This window comes from Pseudomonas haemolytica (genome assembly GCF_009659625.1).
Classification (GTDB): domain Bacteria; phylum Pseudomonadota; class Gammaproteobacteria; order Pseudomonadales; family Pseudomonadaceae; genus Aquipseudomonas; species Aquipseudomonas haemolytica.
The window spans coordinates 221,999-243,554 of record NZ_VOIW01000002.1 but is presented as its reverse complement, the minus strand read 5'-3'; the positions used below and the strand labels follow the sequence as shown (position 1 = coordinate 243,554).

At 56.3% G+C, this 21,556-nt stretch carries 19 protein-coding genes and 1 pseudogene; 14 read left to right on the top strand and 6 right to left on the bottom strand.

Features of this window, described 5'->3' with window-relative positions; genetic code table 11:
- The first annotated feature begins 25 nt into the window (after positions 1-25).
- A complete protein-coding gene (locus FRT59_RS07320; RefSeq protein WP_153870808.1) occupies positions 26-2,065 on the top strand; it encodes an NADPH-dependent 2,4-dienoyl-CoA reductase in 2,040 nt (679 codons plus the stop codon).
- A 57-nt stretch (positions 2,066-2,122) separates the two neighbouring features.
- Entirely contained in the window at positions 2,123-3,013 is an 891-nt protein-coding gene (locus tag FRT59_RS07315; protein ID WP_153870807.1) for a 1-aminocyclopropane-1-carboxylate deaminase/D-cysteine desulfhydrase, read from the top strand.
- On the opposite strand, the gene FRT59_RS07310 is transcribed toward FRT59_RS07315, so the two are convergent.
- Complete coding sequence (locus FRT59_RS07310; RefSeq protein WP_153870806.1) at positions 3,010-3,564, bottom strand: cytochrome b; 555 nt, start codon at positions 3,562-3,564, stop codon at positions 3,010-3,012. The two genes, FRT59_RS07315 and FRT59_RS07310, sit on opposite strands and share 4 nt — an antisense overlap.
- Positions 3,565-3,936: 372 nt before the next feature.
- On the opposite strand from FRT59_RS07310, the gene FRT59_RS07305 reads away from it, so the two are divergent.
- Positions 3,937-8,730, top strand: coding sequence for an RHS repeat-associated core domain-containing protein (locus tag FRT59_RS07305; protein ID WP_153871125.1), 4,794 nt, complete (start codon positions 3,937-3,939; stop codon positions 8,728-8,730).
- A gap of 5 nt (positions 8,731-8,735) precedes the next feature.
- The gene (locus FRT59_RS07300; RefSeq protein WP_153870805.1) at positions 8,736-9,095 is read left to right on the top strand and encodes a hypothetical protein; all 360 of its coding nucleotides are present in this window, start codon (positions 8,736-8,738) and stop codon (positions 9,093-9,095) included.
- Between the two features lie 401 nt (positions 9,096-9,496).
- Here the strand turns inward: FRT59_RS07300 and FRT59_RS07295 are convergent.
- Positions 9,497-10,225: pseudogene (locus FRT59_RS07295) on the bottom strand (helix-turn-helix domain-containing protein).
- 69 nt (positions 10,226-10,294) lie between these two features.
- On the opposite strand from FRT59_RS07295, the gene FRT59_RS27510 reads away from it, so the two are divergent.
- The 7 genes from FRT59_RS27510 to FRT59_RS07265 all read left to right on the top strand — a co-directional run bounded on the left by FRT59_RS27510 (position 10,295) and on the right by FRT59_RS07265 (position 13,608).
- On the top strand, positions 10,295-10,588 hold the full coding sequence (locus tag FRT59_RS27510) for an RNase A-like domain-containing protein (RefSeq protein ID WP_167524259.1): 294 nt from the start codon (positions 10,295-10,297) through the stop codon (positions 10,586-10,588).
- Positions 10,585-10,926 (top strand): contact-dependent growth inhibition system immunity protein, encoded by a 342-nt coding sequence (locus FRT59_RS07290; RefSeq protein ID WP_153870804.1) that lies wholly within the window; start codon positions 10,585-10,587, stop codon positions 10,924-10,926. The genes FRT59_RS27510 and FRT59_RS07290 overlap by 4 nt, the downstream gene beginning before the upstream one ends.
- A 236-nt stretch (positions 10,927-11,162) precedes the next feature.
- Complete coding sequence (locus FRT59_RS07285; RefSeq protein ID WP_034120352.1) at positions 11,163-11,495, top strand: hypothetical protein; 333 nt, start codon at positions 11,163-11,165, stop codon at positions 11,493-11,495.
- Positions 11,496-11,536: 41 nt separating this feature from the next.
- A complete protein-coding gene (locus FRT59_RS27505) occupies positions 11,537-11,839 on the top strand; it encodes a polymorphic toxin type 47 domain-containing protein (RefSeq protein WP_153870803.1) in 303 nt (100 codons plus the stop codon).
- A complete protein-coding gene (locus FRT59_RS07275) occupies positions 11,836-12,225 on the top strand; it encodes a hypothetical protein (RefSeq protein ID WP_153870802.1) in 390 nt (129 codons plus the stop codon). The genes FRT59_RS27505 and FRT59_RS07275 overlap by 4 nt, the downstream gene beginning before the upstream one ends.
- A 223-nt stretch (positions 12,226-12,448) precedes the next feature.
- Positions 12,449-13,105: a hypothetical protein gene (locus FRT59_RS07270; RefSeq protein WP_153870801.1), complete on the top strand. Its 657-nt coding sequence runs from the start codon at positions 12,449-12,451 to the stop codon at positions 13,103-13,105.
- 119 nt (positions 13,106-13,224) lie between these two features.
- Complete coding sequence (locus FRT59_RS07265; RefSeq protein ID WP_153870800.1) at positions 13,225-13,608, top strand: hypothetical protein; 384 nt, start codon at positions 13,225-13,227, stop codon at positions 13,606-13,608.
- Between the two features lie 367 nt (positions 13,609-13,975).
- On the opposite strand, the gene phnX is transcribed toward FRT59_RS07265, so the two are convergent.
- Entirely contained in the window at positions 13,976-14,803 is an 828-nt protein-coding gene (phnX, locus tag FRT59_RS07260; RefSeq protein WP_153870799.1) for a phosphonoacetaldehyde hydrolase, read from the bottom strand.
- 29 nt (positions 14,804-14,832) lie between these two features.
- Positions 14,833-15,942: a 2-aminoethylphosphonate--pyruvate transaminase gene (locus tag FRT59_RS07255; protein WP_153870798.1), complete on the bottom strand. Its 1,110-nt coding sequence runs from the start codon at positions 15,940-15,942 to the stop codon at positions 14,833-14,835.
- Positions 15,943-16,054: 112 nt separating this feature from the next.
- Here FRT59_RS07255 and FRT59_RS07250 point away from each other — a divergent pair, with 112 nt between their 5' ends.
- Complete coding sequence (locus FRT59_RS07250; protein WP_034120344.1) at positions 16,055-16,909, top strand: LysR substrate-binding domain-containing protein; 855 nt, start codon at positions 16,055-16,057, stop codon at positions 16,907-16,909.
- Here the strand turns inward: FRT59_RS07250 and FRT59_RS07245 are convergent.
- The gene (locus FRT59_RS07245; RefSeq protein WP_153839255.1) at positions 16,885-17,775 is read right to left on the bottom strand and encodes a LysR substrate-binding domain-containing protein; all 891 of its coding nucleotides are present in this window, start codon (positions 17,773-17,775) and stop codon (positions 16,885-16,887) included. The two genes, FRT59_RS07250 and FRT59_RS07245, sit on opposite strands and share 25 nt — an antisense overlap.
- Before the next feature lie 258 nt (positions 17,776-18,033).
- Between FRT59_RS07245 and FRT59_RS07240 the strand changes: the two genes are divergently transcribed.
- Entirely contained in the window at positions 18,034-19,359 is a 1,326-nt protein-coding gene (locus FRT59_RS07240) for an MFS transporter (RefSeq protein WP_153839256.1), read from the top strand.
- 108 nt (positions 19,360-19,467) lie between these two features.
- The gene (locus FRT59_RS07235) at positions 19,468-20,175 is read left to right on the top strand and encodes a YebC/PmpR family DNA-binding transcriptional regulator (RefSeq protein ID WP_034120341.1); all 708 of its coding nucleotides are present in this window, start codon (positions 19,468-19,470) and stop codon (positions 20,173-20,175) included.
- A 57-nt stretch (positions 20,176-20,232) separates the two neighbouring features.
- Here the strand turns inward: FRT59_RS07235 and FRT59_RS07230 are convergent, their stop codons facing one another.
- Positions 20,233-21,531 carry a protein kinase gene (locus FRT59_RS07230; protein WP_153870797.1) on the bottom strand — a complete coding sequence of 433 codons (1,299 nt, stop codon included), beginning with the start codon at positions 21,529-21,531 and terminating at the stop codon, positions 20,233-20,235.
- Between the last annotated feature and the right edge of the window lie 25 nt (positions 21,532-21,556).

The window sequence follows — 21,556 nt, the reverse complement described above, 5'->3', positions numbered from 1 at the left end:
TGATGATCCGTTGTGGAGCTGTACCATGACCGCTGCTGCCTACCCGCACCTGCTGGCCCCGTTGGACCTGGGTTTTACCACCTTGCGCAACCGCACCCTGATGGGCTCGATGCATACCGGCCTGGAAGAGAAACCCGGCGGTTTCGAGCGCATGGCCGCCTACTTTGCCGAGCGCGCCCGTGGTGGCGTGGGCCTGATGGTTACCGGCGGCATTGGCCCGAATGACGAGGGCGGTGTGTACGCCGGTGCAGCCAAGCTGACCACTGACGAAGAGGCGCGCAAGCACAAGATCGTCACCCAGGCTGTGCACGAGGCGGGCGGCAAGATCTGCATGCAGATCCTCCACGCCGGGCGTTACGCCTACAGCCCCAAGCAGGTAGCCCCGAGCGCGATCCAGGCGCCGATCAACCCGTTCAAGCCCAAGGAACTGGATGAAGAGGGCATCGAGAAGCAGATCCAGGATTTCGTCACCTGCTCGTTGCTGGCCCAGGTTGCCGAATACGACGGCGTGGAAATCATGGGTTCGGAAGGCTACTTCATTAACCAGTTCCTCGCTGCCCACACCAACCATCGCACCGACCGCTGGGGCGGCAGCTTTGAAAACCGCATGCGCCTTGCGGTGGAAATCGTGCGCCGTGTGCGCGAAGCGGTAGGCCCGAACTTCATCATTATCTTCCGCCTGTCGATGCTTGACCTGGTGGAAGGCGGCAGCGTCTGGGAAGAAGTCGTGCAGTTGGCCAAGGCCATCGAGCAGGCCGGCGCGACGATCATCAACACCGGCATCGGCTGGCACGAAGCACGTATCCCGACCATCGCCACCAAGGTGCCCCGTGGTGCGTTCAGCAAGGTCACGGCCAAATTGCGCGGTGCGGTGCAAATACCACTGATTACCACCAACCGCATCAACACCCCGGAAATCGCCGAGCAGATCCTGGCCGAAGGCGACGCCGACATGGTCTCGATGGCGCGACCGTTTCTTGCCGACCCGGAGTTCGTCAACAAGGCGGCGGCCGGGCGGGCCGATGAAATCAACACCTGCATCGGCTGCAACCAGGCGTGCCTGGACCACACCTTTAGCGGCAAGTTGACCACCTGTCTGGTCAACCCGCGGGCGTGCTATGAAACCGAGCTCAATTACTTGCCTGTCAAGCAGATCAAGAAGATCGCAGTAGTCGGCGCCGGTCCTGCGGGCCTGGCCGCTGCCACCGTTGCGGCCGAGCGTGGCCACCACGTGACCTTGTTCGATTCCGCCAGCGAGATCGGTGGCCAGTTCAATATCGCCAAGCGCGTGCCGGGCAAGGAAGAGTTCTTCGAAACCCTGCGTTATTTCAAGCGCAAGTTGCAGACCACGCACGTCGAGTTGTGCCTCAACACTCGCGTTGATGTGGAGCAACTGGTGGCGGGCGGTTATGACGAAGTGATCCTGGCCACCGGCATCGCGCCACGTACCCCGGCGATCCCGGGCGTCGAGAACGCCAAGGTGTTGAGTTACCTGGACGTGATCCTCGAGCGCAAACCGGTGGGCAAGCGTGTGGCGGTGATCGGCGCTGGTGGCATTGGTTTTGACGTGTCGGAATTTCTCGTACACCAAGGCGTGTCCACCAGCCTGGATCGCGAGGCGTTCTGGAAAGAATGGGGCATCGACACCCAGTTGGAAGCTCGTGGCGGTGTGGCCGGGATCAAGCCCGAGCGCCACGCCCCGGCCCGTGAAGTGTTCCTGCTGCAGCGCAAGACTTCAAAGGTCGGCGACGGCCTGGGCAAGACCACCGGTTGGATCCACCGTACCGGCTTGAAGAACAAGCAGGTGCAGATGCTCAACAGTGTCGAGTACTTGAAGATCGATGATGAAGGCTTGCATATCCGTATCGGCGCCGAGGGCGAGCCAAAGGTGCTGGCGGTGGACAATATCGTCATCTGCGCCGGCCAGGACCCGCTGCGCGAATTGCACGACGGCCTGATTGCCGCCGGCCAGAACGTGCACCTGATCGGCGGTGCCGACGTGGCGGCCGAGCTGGATGCCAAGCGCGCGATCAACCAGGGCTCGCGCCTGGCTGCCGAGTTGTAAGGCGACAACAGGGGCGGTGTTAGACTACCGCCCCTTTTTTCATGCAGATGCGCCCACATGGGTCCTTTCGACTGGCTGCCCCGCGCGCCCCTTGAACCCTTGCAGCTTGACTGGCTGAACGGAGTCGAGCTGGCGGTGCTGCGCCTGGACCGTATCGACCCGCTGATCAGCGGCAACAAGTGGTTCAAGCTCACCGAACACCTGGCCCAGGCTCGCGACGCCGGAGCGTCAGGGATTATCAGCCTCGGTGGGGCTTACTCCAACCATTTGCACGCACTGGCGGCGGCGGGCAAGCGTTTTGACTTCCCCACTGTCGGCCTGTTGCGCGGCCATGCCCAAGACACCCCCACAGTCCTCGACCTCAAAGCCTTCGGCATGCAACTGCACTGGCTTGGTTATGGCGGCTATCGCGCACGGCATGAGCCGGGTTTCTGGTTGCCTTGGCACGAGCAATATCCCCACCTCTATCCGGTGCCTGAAGGCGGCGGCGGGCTGGCCGGTGCGCTGGGCTGCGGGGTGTTGGTCGAGCAGGCGCGGGCGCAGTTGGGCAACCTCGGTTGGGCGGATTACGACGCCTGGTGGCTGGCGGCGGGTACCGGCACCACCTTGGCCGGGTTGGTGTTGGCGGAGGCGGGCGCGCACCCGGTGTATGGCGCCATGGCGGTGCCGGATGATCATGGGGTGGCGCAGAATGTGAGTGACCTGGTTCAGGGCGGTTATGAACTGCTGGAGGCTAGCCGAAGTGGCTTTGCCAAGGTCGATCCAGTGTTGCTCGATTTTATCGAGCGCACCGAACAAGCCTGCGGTATGCCACTGGAGCCGCTCTACACCGGCAAGGCGCTGCTGGCATTGAAGCAACAGATCGAGGCCGGACGCTTTGCCGCCGGCACTCGCCTGATCTTCCTCCATACCGGCGGCTTGCAAGGCCGCCGAGGTTTTAACGCTTAGAGCCCCCTGCTACCTGGCATCATTCGCAAGGCAGTGTTATCGCGCATCACGTAATGATGAAAGATCCCCGCCAGCGCATGTAATCCGATCAACCAATAACCGACCTTGCCAAACCACACATGCCAACCCTCAATCTCCTTGGCCAGAGCCTTGTTTTCCGCGATCAGCGGCGGCAACTCCATCCCATAGAACATCACCGAATGCCCTTCGGCACTGACGATCAGCCAACCGGCAATCGGCATGCCGATCATCAACGCATACAACGCGACGTGCATCAGGGTCGCCAGCAGGCTCTGCCATTGCGGCGGTGCCGGCACGATCTTCGGCGCCACACCCAGGCTGCGCGCAAACAGGCGCAACCACACCAGCACAAACACGGTGAGGCCGAACATGAAGTGCATTTCGACGATCAGCGTGCGTGCACCGCTGCCTTTGGGGAACTGGCCGCGTAACTCAATGCAGGCGTAGACCACCGCCAGCAGCACCACCATCAACCAGTGCAACGCAATCGACAGGGTGCTGTAGCGCGTATCGGAATTTTTCCACGGCATTGCTTTTTTCCTCACTCATCAGGGCATACCTCCGTTCTTTAGCGACGGAGTGCTTTAACTGTATGCCTGTTTTGAGCGGTTTGCCTGGTGCGGTTTCCGTTGTCTTGACCTCGATCAGTAGCTTTGCGGCATTTTGCCATGCGCCAGGCGCTGGTTGTTTCTGCCCGGGTTATGCAGCTGGGTACTGGGACGGGAGAAGATTCAAACTGATGAAACTTCCCACGTAAGGGTCGGATAACCTCTACTCCCTGCCGCAAGTAACGTCTGCAAAGTCTCTCGCCTGAATACACAGCGCGAGGGATTGCGGATGGATTTTCCAGTTTTTGGAGTTGTTTCGTGAACCCGGCCATCGGCAGGCTGGCCCTGACCCCGATGGATGCGCAGACGCCCAACGTTGATGGTGTTCTGCGCGATTTTCGCGATTGCCTGAACACGTTTGACGCATGGGCTTCGAGCTTCTGGAGCTTCTCGGCACTGGATGTGGAGCAGGTGTTCAAGGTTGGGGATGAAGTGGCGCTGGTTGCGCCGATCAAAGCTTCCAGCCCTCCCAGCAGCACCGTTGCGATGTGCCAGGCCAGCGGTACGTTGACCCTGGTGCATATGTTCCAGAGCACGCGGTTTGTGCCCATTGGCAATACACCGGTGATGCTGCAAGCCCTGGCCCGGGATGGCACTCCGGTGGGTGCGCCGATCCACCGGACCATCGGCCCCAGCGGCATCCTTGAAGTCAACGGCTGTACCCGTGACCAGCAGTACCAAATCACTTTCTATCCCAACGTTTCCGCGGATCACGTCAAGGCGCTGTATGCGTCTTATCAGGCGGTAATCGGCGGGCTGGAAGTGCGCTTGCGCGAAACGTGGAACGGCACCTTCCAGGCGCAATGGAAAAGCTACACGGACACGACACCGCTTGACCGACGCCGACTCGTGGAAGCGGCGTTTCTCAGTGGCATGGGCAAGGCGCTTTACCACCTGTGGGACAACGTCACACAGCTGTATGACCTGTTGGCAGACCTCAAGCCCAACAGCGAAAAGCTGCTGCAATACCTCTCTCAAGCTGAACTGGATGAGCTGCTGACGCTGGGCAAGGACACAATTGCCCAGGGTTTGCTGGTGCTCAGTGATGAGCCGCTGTTGTTTATCTATCTGTCGGCGATGGTCAGCTGGATGCGCATGCTGCCGCCGCCGGAGATGAATGAACTGTGGGGCGAAATCACCGGTGAGGTGCTGATCAGCCTGCTGTTGATTCGCGTCTTGGGGGCGATGGGGTTGACGGCGCGGCTGGGGACTCAGGTGCTCAGTCATATCAAATCTGGCCGTGCGCGGGCGTTATTGGAGTTGCTGGCCAAGCAGCTTGTGGGGCCGGGGTTGGGGCCGCATGTGGAGGCGGCAAAGCCGTTGTTGTTGGGGAGTGTGGCGACGCCGGTCAAGGCAGTATCGGTTGCGCCGTTGAAGGCTGGGGAAAATCTGGTTGCCAACTCGGTGCCGGCGGTTCGTAACAAGACTCGGCAGACGGTGCTGGTCCGGCAGGAGCCTGTGGATGATGTGCCTGCCGTGGCTTCGAATCCGAAGGGAGATGCTGCGGCCCCAGCGAATAAAACGGCCACCAATGGCTGCCCGGTATCGATGGTTACCGGGGAGGAATTGCTGACCCTCACCGATGGTGCGCTGGACGGGATTTTGCCGTTTGAGTGGACGCGGTTGTATCGCACCAGTGCGGTAGAAGTGGATTGTGGGTTGGGGTTTGGGTGGAGTCATTCGCTGGCCCATCGGCTTGTTGTTTCTGGCGACTCGGTGGTGTGGACCGATCATGAGAACCGCCGTACTCAGTTTCCCTTGCCCACTGACTCTCGACCCGCGATCACCAATAGCCTGGCGGAAGCGGCGATCTACTTGGGCTCGGCTCCTGATGAGTTAGTGCTGGCCCAGGCGTCGCGGTTCTATCACTTTCGCGACGGTGTGCTGGTCTCGATCAGCGATGCGTATGACAACCGCCTGCGCATTTGCCGTGATTATTCAGGGCGGATTGAGCGGCTGGATAACGGTTGTGGCCGTTCGCTGCTTCTGCGCTATGAACTGGATCGCATCGTCGCGGTGGACTACCAGGTTCATCGCGCAAAAGGGCGTGAGCCCTACGTCTGGGTGACCGAGCAAAACGTTGTTTCCTACGCCTATGACGAAGATGGACGACTGGTTTGCGCGACCAATGCCGTCGGTGAAAGCGAGCGTTACCGGTACGACGAGCAGCGCGTCATTGTTGAGCGACAGTTGGCCGGTGGGGCGAGTTGCTTTTGGGCGTGGGAAGGCTCCGGCAAAGGGGCGCGCTGTGTCCGGCATTGGGCGAGTTTTTCGCAGATGGACACGCGCTATGCCTGGGGCGATGACGGCCGCGTCACCGTGCATAACGCCGATGGTAGCCAGGAAGTGTATGTCCATGACGACCGGGCGCGGCTGGTGCAGCGGATTGATCCGGACGGCGCCCAGCACTTCAAATCCTACGATGAAAAAGGCCGGCTAACCGTCGAGCAAGACCCGCTGGGGGCGGTGACGGCGTATCAGTACGACGAAGCTGGGCGCTTGGTGGCGTTGTTTCCGGGGGATGATGAGCCGACGTCCTACGAGCATGACAACGGCTTCGTACGGGTTGTACGGCGTGGCGAGGCGGTCTGGAAATACGAGCGTAATGATCAGGGCGATGTCACCCGCAAGATTGACCCGGATGGCAACGCGACCGACTACAGCTACAACAAACATGGGCAACTGACCGGGGTTTGGTACCCGGATCACAGTTGTCATCGGTTAGTGTGGAATGAGCGTGGACAGCTCGTTGAAGAACAACTGCCCAATGGCGGGGTTAAGCGCTATCGCTATGACGACCTTGGACGGCAGATTGCCCGTGAAGATGAACATGGCGCGCTGACTCAGTATCAATGGGACAGCGTCGGTCGGTTGATTCGTCTGATCTTGCCAGGCGGTGCCACACGCGAATTCAGCTACAACCCCTACGGAAAAATCATCGCCGAACGCGACGAACTCGGCCACGTCACCCGCTACGAATACGCCGACGGCCTGCACCTGATCAGCCGCCGCCTTAATGCCGACGGCACCCAGGTCCAATACCGCTACGACAACGTTCGATTACTGCTGACTGAGATCGAAAACGAAGTCGGCGAAACCTACCAACTCGACTACCACCCCAACGGCCTGATCCAGCAGGAAACCGGCTTTGACGGCCAACGTACCGCCTACGTTTACGACCTCAACGGCAACCTGCAAGAAAAGACCGAATACGGCGACGATGGCTCTACGTTGGTCACCCGCTACGAGCGCGATCACGCCGGACGCCTCGTACGGAAAACCCTGCCCGATAACAGCGTGGTCGATTACACCTACGACCGCCAAGGCAATCTCCTCAGCGTCGAGGACGGCCACTGGGCGTTAGCCTACGAGTACGACCGTCAAAACCGCCTCACCGCCGAACACCAAGGCTGGGGCACCCTGCGCTACGGCTACGACGCCTGCGGTCAATTACAAAAACTACGCCTGCCAGACAACAATCGTCTTACCTTCAACCACGACAAAGGCGGCCACCTCGCCACCGTCGAACTCAACGGTGAAGAGCTCACCTCGCATCTATTCCACAGCGGTCGCGAACACCAGCGCCAGCAAGGCCAACTGCTCAGCCACTACCACTACGACGACCAGCACCGCCTGCACGCTCACGCCGTCACACAGCAGGAAAACTACCTTTACCAGCGCCAATACGACTACGACAAAAGCGGCAACCTCACCCGCCTGCACGACACCCGCAAAGGCCAACACGACTACCGCTACGACCCGCTCGCCCGCCTGACCCGCGCTGACCACTCGCAGGACGTGCAGGAACGCTTCGGCCACAACCCAGCGGGCAACCTGCTCATGCAAGACCGCCCGGGCCCGGACATCGTCGCCGCCAACCGCCTGGTGATCCAGGGCGACCGCAACTACGACTACGACGCCTTCGGCAACCTCATCCGCGAACGGCGCGGCAAGGGCCATCAACTCGTCACTGAATACCGCTACGACTGCCTGCATCGGTTAATCAGCATCACAAAGCCGAACGGCGAAACCGCCAGTTACCGATACGACCCGTTTGGGCGGCGCATCAGCAAGACCGTAGATGACAAAACCACGGAATTTTTCTGGCAAGGCGACAAACTGATTGCCGAACACCATGCGGACTGTCATCGCAGCTACATCTACGAGCCGAACAGCTTCCGCCCATTGGCACTGCTGGAAGGCTATGGCCCAAAGGGCACCACGCCCTACCACTACCAACTCGACCACCTCGGCACACCGCAGGAACTCACCACTCCTGAAGGCGAAATCGTCTGGTCCGCCCACTACCGCGCCTACGGCCAGATTGCCCGGCTCGACGTAGGCAAAATCGACAATCCGCTGCGTTTCCAAGGGCAGTATTTCGACCAAGAAAGCGGGCTGCACTACAACCGCCATCGCTACTACAATCCGGATATTGGTCGTTACCTGACGCCGGATCCGGTGAAGTTGGCGGGTGGGATCAACGGGTACCAGTACGTGCCCAATCCGACAGGTTGGGTTGACCCGCTAGGCTTGAATACATGCCCAGGTGAGAACGGATGTAAACCCAGCGCTAGTGCTCAAAATCCTACGGAGAGTGTTAACCACGGAGAACCGGCCTTACCGCAACTGACCCGTGCGGCGCGACAGGCGAGAATTAATGAGCTTGCGGAGGCAAACGCCTATAGGCGTCTAGACGAACTTGAGAAGGCAACGCCAGGAGCACATTTTCTAGAGAAACATGGCGCGCAGACCACACTTGAATCTCAGCTCGAACGACTGAATACCGCAAAAAACCCGACGACAGGAATTATTGAGCGTTACACGTCAGGTCCACAAGTAGGGGAACCTAAATACCCACCGGCTGCAACTCATTATCTCAGCCATAGGGATCAATTAAACTCGATATACCGAGCCCAGCTCATTTTTAGAAGAAAGGGACTCACTGCATCATTTAAACCAATGAACATGGGCAAAACTGTTGGTGAAGGATATACAAAGGATGGAATGAGATATAGTCAGCAGCGTAAAGCTAGGGTGATACTAAATAATCAGGGCCAACCAAAAACTGCTTACACGGAGCTATGACTAAAATGAAAAACAAGCCCAGCATGTCAATAATTCGTGGACTACTGTTCACTTACGACATTGAAAATACGGACGACTTAGAGCGGGAGAAAATCATTGCATCAAGAAATATAAATGACGACAAAGAACTTGTAAGGCTTTTTGACGAACTGACCAAACCAGAATTCCTACTTTATACTAGGATTGAGCAAGAGTGGTTCATTGATTCGATATCACACTTCCTAGCTACAAACGACAATTTCGATGCGGTTTTTAAAACCATGTCAACTTATTTCAGCGCACCCGTAACCGATCAGAAAAACTTTATGCGAGTCCTTTTAAACTGTTTGAGAAACTACTACAACGCATCAAATTTAAAATTTTAAAAAATCGCTCTCCAACGCCATATCAGTCCCTTGTGGCGAGCGAATTTCTCGCGCGGGGCTGCAAAGCGGCCCCTGTCCAGGGGACGTGTTTCTATAAGACCGAGCCGATGCATGGACCAATCTAATGCAAAACGACCTTACAGTTACACGACGCTGGACAACGTATTTCTTCATAGCTTTAAGGATCTCGAATGAAACTCAAGCCAAACCTCTCGATAATCCAAAGTCTACTTTTTACATACTGCATCGAAAACACTAGAAACTCTCAAAGAGAAGAAATCATCGCCTCAAAAAATATTAACAAGCCAAAAGATCTAATGGAGCTTTTCGACGCTTTAACCAAGCCAGAATTTTATACTTACACTCCAGAAGAGTAGGGTTGGTTTTTTGAGACTGAGTACCTAAACAAAACTGATCTTGTATCGCTCTCCGTAATTTGATAACACGCTGAGGACATGATCGGTGAGTGACTGGAAGCTTTGATAGGCGGTGACAGGCAACCATTCATACTTGATTTTCTTCCAGAGCATTTCGATCAAGTTGAGCTCGGGTGAGTACGGGGGCAGAAAGATCACATAAAGCCGTTGCGCACGCCACTCCAGCGCCTTGCTCTTAAAGCTCGGTTTCTTCGCGTTCTTCCCATTGCCAGAGCTCTTGAAGCAAGTTTTGAGTGTTACGGAAATCGGTTTCATCACGCTGCTCTTTCAAAGATCGGCGAGCCCGTTTGAAGCTATACTCCAGCTTTTTTTAAAGCCCGCTTGAGGGTCATCGTGCAGGACGTTTTCCCCGTTTCTTGTTGCAAGCGTGCCTGGACGGCTTTGAACTGATGGGGGGCTTCTGACACCAGGGCTTTCAATCGTTCTCGGTCCTGATCGTTGTAGATTTGCGGCCGCCCCGTGCGAGGTTTATCAATGAGCCCCTCCAGACCGTCGATTTCCCAAGTTTTGATCCAGATGCTGACGGTGTCACGCCCAACACAGAGAATCTTGCTGATCTGATTGATGGTGTGCTCATTGTTGCTGAGCAAAATGGCATGAGCGCCGACGGCGCAAGGTAGGCTTTTCTCCGTGCAGATAGGCTTCGTTCAACGCCTGGACATCGGTAGGAGAACGAGTTGATACAAATCTCATGAGGGATTTTAAGCAAGGAGAATAGATGCGAAAAATCTACCAGAAAATTTATGTTTCAGCACTTAGAAAGTGCTTGAGGCGGAACCACATATACCTGCAGCATCTACGTTCAAAACTTTAGAAGACGCAGAAGCACTTGTATCCAAAAGCTTGGCCTCGCGCAGTCAGGAAATATCCAAATTCCTAAAAGGAACGAAGGACAAGCATATTATTAGAGAGCATTCGAGCCAGCCCGTAGGCTTGAGCGCTATAAGAGGTGCCACAGAATCCATACCTGTTTATAAGTTTATGCTAGTTTTAATTCGAAAACCAAAGATGCCAGATGGCTACCTTTTACTGACAGAATATCCAATAGAAAAATGAATAACCAACTAACTGAGCTTCAGCAATTTTTTGGAGCTTACTTCCATCAAGACTGGATAGAAGAACACGCCACAGCTGACGAGGTCATTGATGCTTTTCTACTAGACTCATCTATGGATGTAATCGCCACCGTAAAAAAAGAAATTCTAGAATTGATCAAATCCTATACAAACGAATCCAATTTTTTGGAGAAGCTGCTGCATGAACAGTATTGCTATTATTACTATCCGCACGAGTGGGCATCAGGACCGCTCTGGCTGAGCCACGTTGTGAGTAAATTTGAGAACTACTTATTTTTCAACAAAGAAATCAATCGGACACTTAAGCTGCTAAATTAATGAATCACGCAGGAAAATCCGATTAGCGTGGGCTAGTTGCTCGAGTGGCACCAGAAGAAATATCTTTAATGCTCCCAGGAGCAATTGTAGGTGAAGGATATTCTGGCAACGAAATCAAATATAGCCAGCAATCTAAAGTCCGAGCAATAATTGATAGGGGTGACAACCATAAACGGTTTATACGGAACAAAAATCGAATGCAACGAGGTTGCACATTTCAATAAAGGATATAATCAATGAAGTTGATTTGCACGCCTTTGACTGGCGAAGCCATGTCTCTGCTAGACCTAGATGCGTGTCCAGACGACCAGATGGAACGCCTGCTCCTCACGAACACAGAGCACCAATTACTTCTAAATTCAGGCATATTCGAAGAAATCAACAGTTCTTTAAGAAAAATCATAGATGACTACGAAGACGAATGCATCAACACTGATGAAGAACTTGCTGAAATGTTGAAAATACTGGAAAACCAGTCATTACCTGAACAGCCAGAACTATTAGAGAAACTCATCCGCCTAAACAAATTAGCCATCAGTAAAAAAACTGGCGTGTTTTTCTATTTTTAGATTGTGCATATACATTCACAGAGAGATGTCGACACTAGTATTTGCTGAGATATCCACGCTACCGCAGAACAGGCATACCGAAGACTGAATATAGCGTATCGAAATGGGGCAAAGACCAAGATGGCAAATCATTTCCAACGCAATGGCGTGTACAAAGCGCCCCTAATAGGGGGGCGGAAGTGAATATTGACGACCCTCTGCTTTTGCCAAGCAAAGAAGGCCCAAAATCACCTCATATCGGCTATCAAACTCCTGGAAAGAGGGCCGGTGGAGGCGCAAAGAGAGGCCATATACTACTCAAGCTGGTCTCGGTTAGCCGCTCCAAAATAGGTATCCCTCGATGAGCTACTTGGAAAAGGAAATAGACGAAGCATGTGACACCTTGAAAATCAACTCGAGGAAGCTTGATTCAAATGAACTAAACGTATTGGTAAATTCTCTGACGAGAAAATTTTTCAAATCACAAAGCAACGTGCTTGATCCCACCGAACTGAACGAAAAATGCACAGAGCATAACCCTAAATTTTGGAAAGAGATGTCGTATCGCATCAGCAAGAATGGTCTAGTTCTGCTGGTATTCGACTCAAAATATAGGGCATGGGAAATTGATACTGCACCAGTTTTAGCATCTGTTTTAGGCGAAACCACCGGTTATCCATTTTGGATAACCGATAACGAACTGACGTTTTTAGTACACATGGATGACCATCACTGTGTGATTTGGGCATGAAGATCACTCCACCCAAATTGTTCTCTACGGCGGACACCATAGAGCCTTGGGCGAGTGTACGTCTCAGCTTAAAAAAGCACCGCCTAACTAAAGCTTATGAGCATTCACTAGGTCACAAAGAGGGTAACCATGGACCTCACTTCAACACCAAAAACACAGTGAATGAAATCAAAATCCCGTTAAAAATTGGTGATGATGCACATACCTACTTCAAGAGATCAAAATGAAAACTGCATACATAAACCAATTCGGTATAAGGCCATGGGAAAGCATACACCCTACAGGCAATGTAAGGTTCACTACTACAACATTGATAAACCATAACTTTAATAGCGTATGGGAATCATGGTGTGAAATAATGGGCCAATTAGTAGGCTGGCCTATAAAAAGAGCGTGGTGTGCCGCCACTGGCGCCGCATTCAACTCAAGAACTGAAGAATATTTATACAAAAAAACTCACATCAATACATTGAACTCTGAAGACCTATTCAGAAAAAACAAAAAAAGCAACACTTATAGCAGGATTAGAAACCTTCCAAACAATCCACGAAATATAGACAATCTAGCTCTGGAGAGCTCTCACGACACTCTAATGGTTATTGAAAAAACCAGAAGCGAAATAGACAAACTCTGGACCAATATGACAATATTTGAAAAGAGCATCACGCCTGAAAAAATAAGTGTTTTTTTGGAGTCACAACCTGACACCATTTTATGCAGATTCTATGACTCAGAAACCCACGCCGCCGCTCAATTTTTTTACGTAACTGACGATAACGACAGCACCCTCCTGAATCTTATTGAACACAACTTCAATCAACAACATGAAAGCGAAATTCACAATTATATAAACAACACCCAATTAGACGGCCCAGCCTAACCAGAAACCTTGTCAAAAATGACATTTCAATACAGCCTCAGCGTCACCTGGAAAAAACAGCCTTCGCAAGCCCTTATAAAGTCATTGTAAGATTTTCACTAACGAAGAAATGAAATAAAATGAAGATAAGAGTAACTGGTATTTTTTCTGATCAAGACATTCTACGTGTGAGATTCAACTCACCCTTCGGGAATGGTGTGGCTTTATGGAGCGATCCCACACCAGAAATTGGTGAAGATCTAGACGTGGAACTTGAGCTGGACGAAGTGTTCTCTTGGGAAACAAACATCATGTCCTCGCTTGAGAAGACGCCGCAGATCATTTTTACCAATGACACTCATTTCATAATTGGCGAACTAATTCAAGATGGAGGCGATGGTTGTGCCGCATTGAAGCTTGGCGACTCAATAATCCTTGTTGAGCTTGATGAGCCAATAAAACAGGAACTCGATTTAGTAGAGTTGAGAGTAAATACCATTCATTTGTGCCCAACAAACGTCTGAGTACGCGGATTGCCAAAAATTCAAGTTAATGGAAAATCTACACATCGCTTTAAGTACAGAAAAATCAAATTTAATTCTTTTTTGGAAATGACCCAGATGAATACTCGACGATGCCCTAGGGCGAAACAGAAATAGCCGACCCCCGAGGCTTCTTCGCTGACATCTACCGTTTAGCCAGCGAAGTCTGGAAGACGACCTCCAAAAAGCCAGCCTCGAAGACCAGTCCACATGGTAATCACACCGCCACTCACCCTGACACACCACAGTGGTAGTGCTTGCAGCCCAACGCAGGCCAAGGCTATTCACCACAAATGCTTGCTCACGCGAAACGGGTGAGCAAGCCAATCAAGTCACCTTATTGACCGTATCAGTAGCTTTGCGGCATTTCCCCGCGAGCCAAACGCTGGTTGATATCGGCGATGACCCCGGGCAGGTCGTTGATGGTATCGATCAAGTAATGCGGGCGCGACGCTTGGAACATCGCTTCGATACGCTGGCGCTCGCTGGTCAATGTGGCGCTGTCCAGGGCACGGAACTGTGCGTAGGTCAGGCCCAGGGCATTGCCCGAGCAGGTCAGCGCCACCGTCCACATACCGGCGCGACGGCCTTCGAGGATACCCGGCACGGTGTCGTCGACTTTCACGCACGCGGCCACGTCATCGATGCCCAGGGCGATCACGTTGGCCAGCGCCTGGGCTGGCCAAGGGCGGCCGTTGGGCACTTCGTCGGTGGCAACCACATGGTCGGCGACATAGCCGTTGGTGGCGGCCAGGGCCACGACCTTGTCCATCACTTGCTTGGGGTAGCCGGAGCAGGAGCCGATCTTGATCCCTTGCGCCCGCAGCGTTGCAATGGTGTCGAGGGCGCCGGGGATCAGCGCCGAGTGCTCGGCGATCTTCTCGATCTGCAGCGGCATGAAGCGCTGGTAGATGGCGGTTACATCATCATCGGTCGGCATGCGGCCGAATGCCTTGCGATAGCGCTCGGCAACTTGCGGCTGGTCGCAGAGGGTGCGGATATGGTCCCACTTGCCCATGCCCATCGGGCCACGGGCTTCCTCGATAGAGACTTGCACGTCGAACTCGGCAAACGCTTCGACAAAAATCTGCGTGGGGGCAAAGGAGCCGAAGTCGACCACGGTGCCAGCCCAGTCGAGGATAACGGCCTGGAGGGCGTTGGGGTTTTGATAGTTCATGGTTCAGATCCTGTGGGTAATGGGGGGAATCAAATGTCCAACACTTCCATTTCTTGCAGCACGTCGGCGATGGCCTTGACCGCTGCGCGCATGCCGGCCGTGTCGACATGGCCGATGCAGCCCACGCGGAAGGTTTCCACCTGGGTCAATTTGCCGGGGTAAAGGATGAAGCCCTTGGTCTTGACCCGTTCGTAGAAGTCCTTGAACTGGTAGCGCGGGTCTTTCGGTGCGTGGAAGGTGACGATGATCGGCGCCTGGATCGCCGCTGGCAGAAAACTGCGCAGGCCCAGTGCAGCCATGCCGTCCAGCAGTGCCTGACAGTTGTTGGCGTAGCGTTGATGACGGGCGGGCAGGCCGCCTTCTTCGGCGTATTGCAGCAGCGCTTCATGCAGGGCCGCGACTACGTGGGTCGGCGGGGTGAAGCGCCATTGGCCGGTCTTGGCCATGTAGCTGTGCTGGTCGAACAAGTCCATTGCCAGGGAATGGCAGTTGCCCTGGGCGGCAGCCAGCGCGTGTTTTTCCGCGAACACAAACCCCATGCCCGGTACGCCTTCCAGGCATTTGCCGGAGGCGGCGATCAACGCTTCGAACGGTACTTCGCGGGCATCGATCGGCAGCGCGCCGAAGGAACTCATGGCATCGATGATCAGGCGCTTGCCGTGACGTTTGATGACCTGGGCGATCTCCGGCAACGGGTTGAGAATGCCGGTACTGGTTTCGCAATGGATCAGCGCGACGTGGGTGATGGCGCTGTCAGCCTGCAGCAGGCGGTCCACATCAGCGGCCGTGGTGGGTTCGTCCTCAGCGGTTTCAAAGGTGCTGAACGCACGGCCTAGCACTTCGCAGATCTTCGCCAGGCGCTTGCCGTAGGCGCCGTTGATCAGCACCAGCACCTTGCCGTCGCGGGGTACCAGGGTGCCGATGGCGGCTTCGACGGCGAAGGTGCCGCTGCCTTGCAACGGCACACAATGGTGACTGTCGGCGCCGTTGAGGATCGCCAGCAACTGCGTGCACGCGCTGGCAGTGAGCTGGTTGAAGCGGTCATCCCATGAACCCCAATCCACCATCATCGCCTGACGGGTGCGGTTCGATGTGGTCAGGGGGCCAGGGGTCAACAGGATCGGCGCGGCAGTGGTCATCTCAAATCCTCGCAAGGTGTCGGGGGTGAAGCTACGGCGCCTAAATTGCAGTTTGGCTTGTCATCAATCAAATTGTTTGTTGTTATGCGAGCTATCAGTGAGGCCGATAGCTATGAACCTGTTCCAATTGCGTGCATTCGACGCCGTGGCCCGCGAGGGCAGTTTTACCCGTGCGGCGGCTCGGCTGTTCATCAGCCAGCCGGCGGTGACCGGGCATATCAAGGCGCTTGAGGAGTACTACCAGATCCCGTTGTTGCGCCGCACCGCACGACGGGTGGAGTTGACCGAGGAGGGCGCGCGCCTGGCGGCCATCACCCGGGCGATCTTCGGTTTGGTAGACGAAGCACAGACCATGCTGGAGGCCAACCGCCAGTTGCTCACCGGGCGCCTGGAAGTGGCAGCAGATGGCCCTCACTTGGTCATGCCGATGATCGCCAGCCTGCGCTCGCGCTACCCGGGCATCACCGTGAACCTGCGCCTGGGCAATGCCCAGGAGACGTTGGCGGCGCTGCTGTCCGAGCATGCGGATGTGGCGGTGCTCACCGAGGTGGAACCGCGCAATGGCCTGCACCTGCAACCCTTGAGCGAGTCACGCATTTGCGCCCTGGTGCCGGCAGCGCATCCGTGGGCAAAACAGCCCGAGGGGATTCAACTGGCGCAACTGCATGAGGTCATCATGGTGTTGCGTGAGCCCAGCTCCATCACCCGGCGCACCTTTGATGACGCGTGCCTGGCGGCGAATGTGCAACCCAAGGTGCTGTTGGAACTGGACAGCCGTGAAGCCGTGGCCGAAGCCGTTGCGGCTGAATTGGGCGTGGGGGTGGTGTCGTCGATGGAGATCAGCCCGGACCCGCGTGTACAAGCCGTACCGATCCTGGGTGATGGCCTGCTGAATCGGCATATGCTCGGCTGCATGGAGCGGCGCCGGTCGCTGCGATTGATTCAGGCATTTTTCGATTTGGCATGAAGGCTCTCACGCACGATCTCCAGAAAGGTCGCCACCACCCGGCGTGAACTCTGCTCTTTCAGGCACACCAGGGTTTCCTTCATGCGCTGGGTACAATCGCGGATCGGCATGGCGTACACCCGTGCGTCAGCGCCGAACTCCGCGGCCGACACCACGCCCACGCCAATGCCCACCACTACCGCTTCACGGGCGGCCTCGCGGCCTTCCACCTGGATCGCCGGGCGAATGCGCAGGCCGGCCTGGCTCATTTCCTGCTCCAGGGTCTGACGGGTGACCGAGCCTATTTCACGCAATACCAGTGGCGTGTCATCGAGGTCGGCCAGGCAGATGGATTCGCGCCCGGCCCAGGGGTGGTTGCGTGCGACGAACGCCAGGAGCTGGTCGTCGGGCAAGGGCAGCGACAACAGGCGTGCATCGTCGACATCGCGCCCCAACAGCGCGAGGTCGGCCTGGTAGTTGTAGAGGCGAGACAATGATTCATCGGTGTTGCCGGTTTCAATCTTCACGCTGATCCCCGGGTACAGCTGGCAGAAGCGCGCGATCTGCGGCAGTACATGCACGGGTGCATCCACCGCCAGGGTAAGGGTGCCAGTGAGCAGGGCGCGGGAGTCCTGCAGCAATTCCTCGGCTTGCGCCTCGATCACAAACAGGCGCTGGGTGATGCCCAGCAGGCGCTCTCCGAGATCGGTCAGGCGCACCGAACGTTTATTGCGGTGGAACAGCAACACGCCGAAGCGCTCCTCAAGTTTGCGCACTTGGTCGGAAATCGCCGGCTGGGTCAGGAACAGGCGCTCGGCGGCCCCGGTAAAACTGCCGTGGACGGCCACCGCATGGAAGGCCTTGAGCTGGGCATGGGAAACCGACATGGCACGTCCTCTTACAAGCTGAACTTATATTTGAAATACGATAAATCGATTTTACCTATTAGTCAGCCATTGCTTTGATGCACCTCAGTCGCTGTAGGTTGAGTCCTACAACCCCGGCGGCCATGGGCGCAGGCATACCGCACCCATCTGACCAATGTCGCGGCCTTCACGGCCCGACATTGCAGTGCTCAACCATAAAAAAAACAGGCGTTTTCTTTCGATTCTGCCGGCACACTCACACCTGAGGTCAGAACCACCATGAATATCCCTATGGGTAGCATCAAGCGTTGGCGCGTGCAGATTTTCGCCATCACCTGGCTGGCGTACGCCGCGTTCTATTTCACCCGCAAAGCATTTTCCGTAGCGAAATTGGGGATTGGTGATGACCCGAGCTTCCCCCTCGATAAAATGATGATGGCCAACCTGGATGGCCTCTACCTTGCTGCCTACGCCGTAGGCCAATTCACCTGGGGCATGCTTGCCGACCGCTTCGGGCCACGGCTGGTGGTGCTCGGCGGCTTGCTGATTTCCGCCGCCGCGGCGCTGGTGATGGGCACGTTTGCCACCTTGCCGATCTTCGTCACCTGCATGTTGATTCAGGGTTTGGCGCAGTCCACCGGCTGGTCGGGGTTGTGCAAGAACCTTGGCAGTTTCTTCCCGGCCCAGCAGCGGGGGCGGGTGTTGGGGTTGTGGAGTTCGTGCTACGCCTTTGGCGGGCTGGTGGCGTCACCGTTTGCCGGCTGGTGGGCCTATACGCTGATCGGTAGCTGGCACGCGGCATTTATCTCCAGTGCCGCAGTGGTGGCGGTGGTGGCCGTGCTGTTCTTCATCTTTCAGCGCAATACCCCGCAGGATGTGGGCTTGCCGGCGGTGGAACCCGAGCCGGTCTTGAGCGCCGAAGAGGCTGGCGCTCAACAGCGCATCAGCGTGCTCGAACCCCTGCGCGCGATCCTGCGTAACCGCACGGTATTGACCCTGGGGCTGGCGTACTTCCTGCTCAAGCCGGCGCGCTACGCGATCCTGTTGTGGGGGCCGGTGATTGTCTACGAGCAGATGCCGTCGGTGGGCAAGGTCGGCGCGGCCATCGTGCCCACTGCGTTTGAGCTGGCCGGTTTGCTCGGGCCGGTACTGATCGGCCTGGCCTCCGACAAACTGTTCGGCGCCCGGCGAATGCCGGCCTGTGTGCTTAGCTTGCTGGCGTTGACCGTGGCCCTGGCGCTGTTCATGGGTGCGCTGCACACCGGTAGCGTGGTGCTGGTGATGGCCTTGCTGTTTGTGATGGGCCTGACCCTGTACGGCCCGGACTCGATGATCAGCAGCACCGCGGCCATCGACTTCGGCACCGCCAAGGCTGGCGCCACGGCCGCAGGCTTTGTGAATGGCTGCGGTTCGGTGGGGGCGATCCTTGGCGGCTTGCTGCCGGGCTACTTCGATACCGTCACGGTGTTTATCGTGTTTGCCGGCGCGGCGCTGTTTTCTTCGCTGGTGTTGATGCCCTATTGGAACGCCAGGCCTGCGGTACTGGCCCAGGTCGGGGATTTTGTGCCAGACCGCAACGTCGCGATCAAACCCTTGCGCACCTGAGGGCTTGGGCGGTTTTTTGGTGGAACGATGCGTTCTTGCGCTATAAACTCTGCCCCCAAAGCGCCGGCCAGTAGACGTCTCGGCGCCATGGATATAAGAGAGTGAGTCATGGGCGCACAGTGGAAAGTCAAACATAAAGAAGCGGCATCCAATGCCAAGGGCAAGATCTTCGGCAAGCTGGTGAAAGAAATCACCATCGCCGCCCGCAACGGCGCCGATACCGCGACCAACGCGCACCTGCGCCTGGTGGTGGAGCAGGCCAAGAAGGCCTCGATGCCCAAGGAAACCCTGGAGCGCGCGATCAAGAAGGGCGCCGGCCTGCTCGGTGAAACGGTGCAATACCACCGCGTGACCTACGAAGGTTTCGCCCCGCACCAGGTGCCATTGATCGTTGAGTGCGTGACCGACAACATCAACCGTACCGTGGCAGAAATCCGCGTTGCATTCCGCAAGGGCCAACTGGGGGCTTCCGGCTCGGTGGCCTGGGACTTCAACCACGTCGGCCTGATCGAAGCATCGCCGGACACCCCGGACGCTGATCCGGAAATGGCCGCCATTGAAGCTGGCGCCCAGGACTTCGAAGACGGTGAAGAAGAGGGCACCACCCTGTTCATCACTGAAACCACCGACCTGGATGCCGTGCAAAAAGCCTTGCCGGAGCAGGGTTTCACAGTGCTGTCGGCCAAGCTGGGCTACCTCTCGAAGAACCCGGTCAGTGGTTTGACCGATGAGCAAATGGCTGAAGTCGAGGCGTTCCTGGAAGGCCTGGACAACCATGATGATGTGCAGGATATGTTTGTCGGCCTGGCTGGCTAGCCACTGGACAAATGCAGTCAAAAATGTGGGAGGGAGCAAGCCCCCTCCCACATTGGTTTAGTGGTGCTGCATAGATTTCAGCAACGCTTCGATTTCTTCGAAGCTCGGTCGTGCCAGCATATCCGGCTGAGAGCATCTTTGTTGCAGTGCCCGTAAGGTTTCGTTACTTGCCTCAACCCGCTCCAACAACTCCCCCAACAACACCCCGAACGCCCGCACTTCAATACGCTGCAACGCCCTGGTTTCCAGGGAGTCTGTGGTGGCATGGAATGACGCTGCGCCAAAGTCGCCAAGCAGACAATCTCCCGCCGTATTCCACAAGATATTGTGGCCATACAGGTCGCCATGGGTGATGCCCTGCCGGTGCAAGTGCGCCGCCACCGAGGCGATGCCTCGTACCATGCGCATGGCCACATCGAGGCTGAAACGGGTGCCGTGCTCGTAGATATCCCGGGTGCAGGATGCCATGCTCGGCAGAGCCGCGAGGTTGCGGTAGCTGGGGTCGATCAGGTCCATCACCAGTGCAGCCCGGTCGTCGGGGTGGCCGACGACACGGCCTTGCACCTTGATCAGGTTAGGGTGCAACCCGGCGGCGATGCAGGCTTGCATTTCATGCAGCGGTGAACCGTCGCTGGTGATGGTGCCCTTGTACAACTTGACCGCGACCGGCAGCGCCTGGGGTTTCCACCATGCTTTATGAATGATCCCCGAAGCGCCTTCACCGAGTACCTCGCCCAGTTCCAGTTCCGGCCAGGGAATGTTCGGCGTTGCATCATCTCCCTTTACCTCCACCGCCATTTCCACCGGGTTGCCGGCGTAGGCCAGCCAGGTCAGGCTCGGTAGCGTCAGCAGCCACTGCGGCAGTTGGGTGAAGCGGTTGGAGGCGATGCGGATCAGCTCCAGGTTCTTGCATTGGGCCAGGCTTTGCGGCAATCCGGTCAGTTGGTTGCCGGCCAGCATCAGTTTTTGCAGCAATGGGCGTTGGCCCAGTTCGTCGGGCAATTGGCTGATGCAGTTATCGGTGAGGATCAGCCAGCGCAACTGGGGCGGCAAGGCGGCGGCCGGCACGTGGCTGATCTTATTGACTCTGAAGGCAATCATGCTCAGCTTCGCACACCGGCCAAGGCACTCCGGCAACTCGGTAAATGCGTTTTCCGAGCAGAACAGCACGCGCAGGTGCTTCAGGCGATGCAGGTCGGTCGGCAGGCTGCTCAGGGCGTTGCCCGAGAGGTTGAGGATTTCCAGGGAGTCGGCCAGTTCGAAGATCTCCCGGGGGAACTCGGTCAGCCCGCAGGTCAGGTCCAGGCGCGTCGCGCCAGCCAGTTGGCCAGCCTTGAGTTGGGCGAGGGTATTCATGAACAGCACGGCACTCGGAAGGGGG

Coding starts and splice junctions, on each gene's coding strand:
- FRT59_RS07270 (WP_153870801.1), top strand. CDS start 12,449: ATGAAAACTGCATACATAAACCAATTCGGTATAAGGCCATGGGAAAGC.
- FRT59_RS07320 (WP_153870808.1), top strand. CDS start 26: ATGACCGCTGCTGCCTACCCGCACCTGCTGGCCCCGTTGGACCTGGGT.
- FRT59_RS07235 (WP_034120341.1), top strand. CDS start 19,468: ATGGGCGCACAGTGGAAAGTCAAACATAAAGAAGCGGCATCCAATGCC.
- FRT59_RS07300 (WP_153870805.1), top strand. CDS start 8,736: ATGAAAAACAAGCCCAGCATGTCAATAATTCGTGGACTACTGTTCACT.
- FRT59_RS07255 (WP_153870798.1), bottom strand. CDS start 15,942: ATGACCACTGCCGCGCCGATCCTGTTGACCCCTGGCCCCCTGACCACA.
- FRT59_RS07240 (WP_153839256.1), top strand. CDS start 18,034: ATGAATATCCCTATGGGTAGCATCAAGCGTTGGCGCGTGCAGATTTTC.
- FRT59_RS07305 (WP_153871125.1), top strand. CDS start 3,937: ATGGATGCGCAGACGCCCAACGTTGATGGTGTTCTGCGCGATTTTCGC.
- FRT59_RS07290 (WP_153870804.1), top strand. CDS start 10,585: ATGAATAACCAACTAACTGAGCTTCAGCAATTTTTTGGAGCTTACTTC.
- FRT59_RS07285 (WP_034120352.1), top strand. CDS start 11,163: ATGAAGTTGATTTGCACGCCTTTGACTGGCGAAGCCATGTCTCTGCTA.
- FRT59_RS07310 (WP_153870806.1), bottom strand. CDS start 3,564: ATGCCGTGGAAAAATTCCGATACGCGCTACAGCACCCTGTCGATTGCG.
- FRT59_RS07245 (WP_153839255.1), bottom strand. CDS start 17,775: ATGTCGGTTTCCCATGCCCAGCTCAAGGCCTTCCATGCGGTGGCCGTC.
- FRT59_RS07315 (WP_153870807.1), top strand. CDS start 2,123: ATGGGTCCTTTCGACTGGCTGCCCCGCGCGCCCCTTGAACCCTTGCAG.
- FRT59_RS07230 (WP_153870797.1), bottom strand. CDS start 21,531: ATGAATACCCTCGCCCAACTCAAGGCTGGCCAACTGGCTGGCGCGACG.
- FRT59_RS07265 (WP_153870800.1), top strand. CDS start 13,225: ATGAAGATAAGAGTAACTGGTATTTTTTCTGATCAAGACATTCTACGT.
- phnX (WP_153870799.1), bottom strand. CDS start 14,803: ATGAACTATCAAAACCCCAACGCCCTCCAGGCCGTTATCCTCGACTGG.
- FRT59_RS07275 (WP_153870802.1), top strand. CDS start 11,836: ATGAGCTACTTGGAAAAGGAAATAGACGAAGCATGTGACACCTTGAAA.
- FRT59_RS07250 (WP_034120344.1), top strand. CDS start 16,055: ATGAACCTGTTCCAATTGCGTGCATTCGACGCCGTGGCCCGCGAGGGC.